The following is a 986-nucleotide window of genomic DNA, read 5'->3' on the forward strand; positions in this document are numbered from 1 at the left end:
GGGCCACGCCGGTGGCGGCGGCCACCCCGGAGCAGAACAGCACGGTCATGTGGGTGGCCCCGGCTGATGTCAGGCGTCCCAGGGCGGAACGGGGGCCGGGGGGTACGCAGGCCGCCAGCACCACGCAGGCGGCGCGCCCCAGAATGGGAGCCCACACCAGCGCCCCGGCCCGGCCCATGGTGATGACCTCGTGGGCCAGCACCACCTGCCCCAGCACGCCGAAGACGATGCCCAGCACCCCGAAGGCCCCGATGCGGCTGTCCTTCAGGATGTCCCAGAACCGGTCGCCGGTGGCGGAACTGCCCCAGGCGTCCATGAGGTCGGCCCAGCCGTCCCAGTGCAGGCCGCGCGTGGCCCACAGCAGCAGGGCCGCGTAGCCCAGGGCCTGCACCCAGGGGTGCCCGCCGAGCAGCCCAAGCTGAAACGGCCCGGCGCATACCAGCCCGGCCAGCAACCCCACCAGCGGGTAATGGGCCACCCCGGCGGCCATCTCGGCGTCGGTGGCGGCGCGGGCCGGGGCAAGCCGGGTCAGGAAGCCCGTGGACAGGACAAGGGCACGCCATTGGGCGGCCAGCAGGGGGGCCAGTTTCACCGGCACTCCTCCAGCAGCACTTCCGCGCCGGGGTGCAGCCAGTGCCGTTCGGCGGCAGAGGCCTTGTCCGCCGCCAGTTCCAGGTAGCCCTGGCTGCCCGCCACCAGGCCGGTGCGCCCGGAGGGAATGTCGGCGTAGGTGGCGGCGCGGGCGATGTCGATCAGGGTGCCGTCGGGCAGGTGCAGGCGGCAGGCGGCCAGCCAGTCCCATTCGCGCAGGGAGAGGTTGAGGACCACGTTGCCGAAGCGGTCCACGTGCAGCACGGCGGCATGCACGCCGTCCGATTCGCGTCGGGGCACGGCCCACGCTGGGCGGGCAAGATCGGTGGGCAGCACCGGGTCGCCGAAGGCGGCAAGGGATTCGCCGCTCGCCAGGCGCGCGGCCAGCGGGGCGA

Annotated in this window: 2 protein-coding genes; both read right to left on the reverse strand. The window is 74.1% G+C overall.

The features are described 5' to 3' along the window. Positions 1–592, reverse strand: a 592-nt coding sequence (locus FVW20_RS16605) for an adenosylcobinamide-GDP ribazoletransferase (protein ID WP_196610460.1), incomplete at its 3' end; no start/stop codon positions are given. Next, the coding region (locus FVW20_RS16610; RefSeq protein WP_196610461.1) for an SAM hydroxide adenosyltransferase at positions 589–986 on the reverse strand (398 nt) is incomplete at its 5' end. The genes FVW20_RS16605 and FVW20_RS16610, both read right to left, overlap by 4 nt.

The organism is Nitratidesulfovibrio oxamicus (assembly GCF_015731765.1).
Taxonomy (GTDB): Bacteria; Desulfobacterota; Desulfovibrionia; order Desulfovibrionales; family Desulfovibrionaceae; genus Cupidesulfovibrio; species Cupidesulfovibrio oxamicus.